Origin of the sequence: Zoogloea sp. (assembly GCF_044344315.1) — a bacterium.
Classification (GTDB): Bacteria; Pseudomonadota; Gammaproteobacteria; order Burkholderiales; family Rhodocyclaceae; genus Zoogloea.
The window spans coordinates 1-3494 of sequence record NZ_JBIJDC010000190.1 but is presented as its reverse complement, the minus strand read 5'-3'; the positions used below and the strand labels follow the sequence as shown (position 1 = coordinate 3494).

The 3494-nt window shown below is 66.2% G+C and carries 6 protein-coding genes; all 6 read right to left on the bottom strand.

From position 1 onward, the window contains the following. Nucleotides 1–86 precede the first annotated feature (86 nt). On the bottom strand, nt 87–356 hold the full coding sequence (locus ACIQ09_RS22000; protein WP_398314531.1) for an RES family NAD+ phosphorylase: 270 nt from the start codon (nt 354–356) through the stop codon (nt 87–89). Nucleotides 357–391: 35 nt separating this feature from the next. Next, nucleotides 392–817: an antitoxin Xre/MbcA/ParS toxin-binding domain-containing protein gene (locus tag ACIQ09_RS21995; RefSeq protein ID WP_398314529.1), complete on the bottom strand. Its 426-nt coding sequence runs from the start codon at nt 815–817 to the stop codon at nt 392–394. Between the two features lie 92 nt (nt 818–909). Further along, a complete protein-coding gene (locus ACIQ09_RS21990) occupies nt 910–1356 on the bottom strand; it encodes a bacteriohemerythrin (protein ID WP_398314527.1) in 447 nt (148 codons plus the stop codon). A gap of 28 nt (nt 1357–1384) precedes the next feature. Continuing rightward, nucleotides 1385–1918 (bottom strand): flavin reductase, encoded by a 534-nt coding sequence (locus ACIQ09_RS21985; RefSeq protein WP_398314525.1) that lies wholly within the window; start codon nt 1916–1918, stop codon nt 1385–1387. An 89-nt stretch (nt 1919–2007) separates the two neighbouring features. After that, nucleotides 2008–3213 carry an OmpP1/FadL family transporter gene (locus ACIQ09_RS21980; protein WP_398314523.1) on the bottom strand — a complete coding sequence of 402 codons (1206 nt, stop codon included), beginning with the start codon at nt 3211–3213 and terminating at the stop codon, nt 2008–2010. Nucleotides 3214–3291: 78 nt separating this feature from the next. After that, on the bottom strand, nt 3292–3494 hold a 203-nt coding region (locus tag ACIQ09_RS21975), incomplete at its 5' end, for a hypothetical protein (protein ID WP_398314521.1).

Below are 3494 nucleotides of genomic sequence, written 5' to 3'. Positions count from 1 at the left end.
GAACATAGGCCCCACGCCGAGCCCCTTGGGCTGCCTTCTCAATCTCCATGGTGTCCACCCTCAAAAATGGTGGACACCTTCGCGGATCAAAGAAATGGGATCAAGACGGGACAGGGGCGACGCTTACTTTCGGCGTCCCATCCCGGCGGGAGTGATGCGGCGTCGTGGCGCTCGACCGATACGTCGTCCGGCACATCTGCGATCACGTAACGGTGTGTGGTTGGCGCCCGGCCGATGCTGGCATGGGCCAGGATTTCAAGCATCGCGCCCGCATAGCTCAGGGATGCGTAGAGGAGCGGGCGTCCGGGGCTGTTCCATCGGCCGCCGATCAAGGCGGCGCCCGTGCCATACCACAGAGGGTGGCGTTCGTTTCCGGTCCGTTACAGCGGCATCAGGCGGCGATGCCGTGGAAGAGTTGCCACAGCAGTTCTTCCACGCGGCGTGCACCAAGTTCAGTGAGGGAAACATCCAGCGGGCTGTGCCCCTGGAGCATCGCGTGGGGTGCCGTCAGGAAGGCCCGCGCGTCGTCGTCGGAGTTCCAGACGTAGGCTGCGGTGGCAAAGATGCGGGCAAGACGCTCGGCCCGTTCGGACGCCTCTGCGCTAAGGCGCCCCCGCCGCTTGTAGGTAGCCTCAGGGATGATGCGGCAGAGCAGCCGGCGGCGATCTTCGGCGCTCACGCAGATGTGGTCGATGCTGGCTTTGAGGGCGCTCTTGGGGAGCCCCTTCGAAACCATCTCATCGAGTTCGGCGAAGGAGTGGGGAACCGCCGGCAGCGCCATGACTGCGGCGATCTTCTGCGGACTGACAAGCACCATGGCGGCGAGCTCCAAAGGATCACCTGGTATTTGATTCCAGACCAAAGGGCCCCGACAAAAAACCGCGAGGCCGCGCTGGCTGGCGCCCTCCCCTACACCGTCTCCCTTCTCCGAAACACCAGCGGCCGCCCGTTGTGCGTCCGCTTCACCTGCCACGCTGCCAGCGCCGAATCCATGTAGTCCGCGTGCCCGGGAAACCAGTCCACCAGCGCCTGGGCGTAGTCCCGGGCGACGTCTACCCGGCCCTGGGCGACAACTTCGCGGACGTCGTAGGCGGAGTTGATGACTTTCTCGTGTTCTTCGATGTGGCATTCGCCGCCGCCGGGGAAGTCGGGGGCGGCGAGCCACTCGTTCTCCTGCTTGAAGTGGGCTTCGGCGTGCTGGATGAAGGCTTCGAGGGCCTCGGGGATCTGGGCGTCGCTGGCGGTGAGCAGGGCGTCAACGCAGGCGACGAACTCGCGATGGGTGTCGTCCATGGCGGTGTAGCCGAGCAGGTAGCGGTCGCTCCAGGTGAAGCTCTCGGCGGTGGTGGTGGTCATTGCATGTCTCCTGTTCCAGTGCGAGGTGTCAGGCGCACCTTGCGTTGTTTTGGCTGTGCGCCTCGGCCGGGGCCGGGGTCGCGCTGCCGACAGGATGATAGTTGCGGAGGAAGTACGTCAAGCCGGTGGCCGCATCTCCGGCCTTCACGGCCTGCACTTCGCAGATCAGCAGGTCGTGGGAGCCGAGGGACTGCTGTTGCACGATGCGGCAGTCGAAGCTCACCAGGGCGTCGTCCAGGGCGGGGCTGCCGGTTTCCAGGGTCCGGGCGGAGACCCGGGCGCGGCGCTCGGGCATGCTGATGTTGCGGTCGGCGAAGAGCTGGGCCAGGTGCTGCTGGTCGGCCGCCAGCACATTCACGCACAGCACGCCGTTGCCGCTGAAGAAGCCGTGGGCGTAGGAGCTGCGGTTGACGCAGGTGAGCAGGGTCGGCGGCTGGTCGGTAACGCTGCACACGGCGGTGGCAGTGATGCCGGCAAAGCCTTTGGGGCCGTCGGTGGTGATCACATTGACGGCGCCTGCCAGGCGGGCCATGCCGTCACGAAAGAGGTCGATGCTGACCATGAAAACTCCTTTTCCATTCAGATTCAGACCCGGGCTGCGGCGCTGCGCAGCCCGGCCCTCTCAGGCCGGCATTGCCGGCACGGCAGTGATCACCACTTGTAGGCCAGGGATGCGCCCAGCCAGTGCTGGGACATGTCCACGCTCACCCCGGTGCTCGGGCCGGTCCCGCGCACCTCCGACCCGAAGGCGCGGGCGTACATGAAGGACAGCTCGGTTTCCCGGCTCAGGGCGTAGGTGGCGCCGAGGGTGAAGTGATCCTGGGGCGTGACCGGCGCCAGGTAGTTCAGGGTGGCGTTTTCCCGGCTGACGATCTGCTGGCCGTGGCTGACCCCGGTGCGCAGAGTGAGCGCCGGGCTGGCCTGCCAGGAGGCGCCGATCCGCGACACGGTCTGGCTGCGCCAGCCAAAGCCCGGCTCGGCCGCCGTGAGGGCGTTGGCAAAGGAGTCGAGATCGCCCCAGTTCACCCGCATCAGGTCGGCGGCAACGACGATGCCCGCGGTGGGGCGCCAGGCCAGGCCAATGCCGTAGCGCTCGGGGATGTCGAACTCGCCCCGATTGGCCAGCAGGTTGCGGTAAGCCCCCAGCTTGCCCATGCGGATGCGGGCCGAGTACATGGCGCCCAGGGTGAATTGCTCGCTCACCTGGCCCATCCAGCCCAGCTTGAAGCCGACACCGGTGGAGGAATCGGCGCCGGGGCTTTCCACGCCCGTTGCGTCGGGTACGCCGTCGATCTTGAAGCGCTGGTAGGCCAGGTCCGCCGACACCCCGATGGCGTGGCCCGGTGCCAGTTTGAAGGCGTAGGTGGGCGAGGCGATGATCTGGGTCAGCTTGGCGCTGTCCTTGCCGCTTCCGCCCAGGAGCGGGGTGTCGTAAACGGTGCTCACCCCGTTTCCATACACCGACACGCCAATCGACTGGCGCTCATCGATCACGCGGTTGTAGCCGAGGTCGGGCACGGGGATGGCTTTTACACCATCGCCCTTGTACTCGGTTCCGCCGAAGCTGGACTTGGGGTCGACGATGACCACCGACAGCCCCATGTCGAAACGCTCCCCCACCATGGCCATGCCGGCGGGGTTGTTGGCGGCGGCGATGGCATCCTGGGGCAGAGCGATGGACGCGCCGCCCATGCCCATGGCCTTGATGCCGTAGCCGTGGGGCATGGGGCCATTGGTGGCATTGGCCGACGAGAACGCGGCCAGGGTGGCGAGGGCTACGCCGGCACGCACGCAGGCGTGGGAGAGAGGGATAGAACGGGGGACAAAGCTGGGGGTACGGGTTGGGGTAGCAGGCATGATGGCTCCGAAGTTTGAGTTGTGAAGCGGGCGGGTAGCGGCGGGATCCGGGGATCCCGAGCCGGCAACCGTCGGAGTTCAGGCGGCAATGGCCGTGTCTTCAAGCAGAAGGCGGGTGGCCTCCGGGTCGTAGAACCAGCTGGCCAGGCTCTTGGGGTCATTGAAGAGGGTGTCGCGAAACTCTCTCCCCGCCGTTGAGCTAGGATTCTGGCCGGTGTCGATGAAATCGGTGGGGCGATGGAGCAGAAGAAGATCAAGCGTCGGGTGACCCGGATCAAGAC

Coding starts and splice junctions, on each gene's coding strand:
- ACIQ09_RS21995 (WP_398314529.1), bottom strand. CDS start 817: ATGGTGCTTGTCAGTCCGCAGAAGATCGCCGCAGTCATGGCGCTGCCG.
- ACIQ09_RS21990 (WP_398314527.1), bottom strand. CDS start 1,356: ATGACCACCACCACCGCCGAGAGCTTCACCTGGAGCGACCGCTACCTG.
- ACIQ09_RS21985 (WP_398314525.1), bottom strand. CDS start 1,918: ATGGTCAGCATCGACCTCTTTCGTGACGGCATGGCCCGCCTGGCAGGC.
- ACIQ09_RS21980 (WP_398314523.1), bottom strand. CDS start 3,213: ATGCCTGCTACCCCAACCCGTACCCCCAGCTTTGTCCCCCGTTCTATC.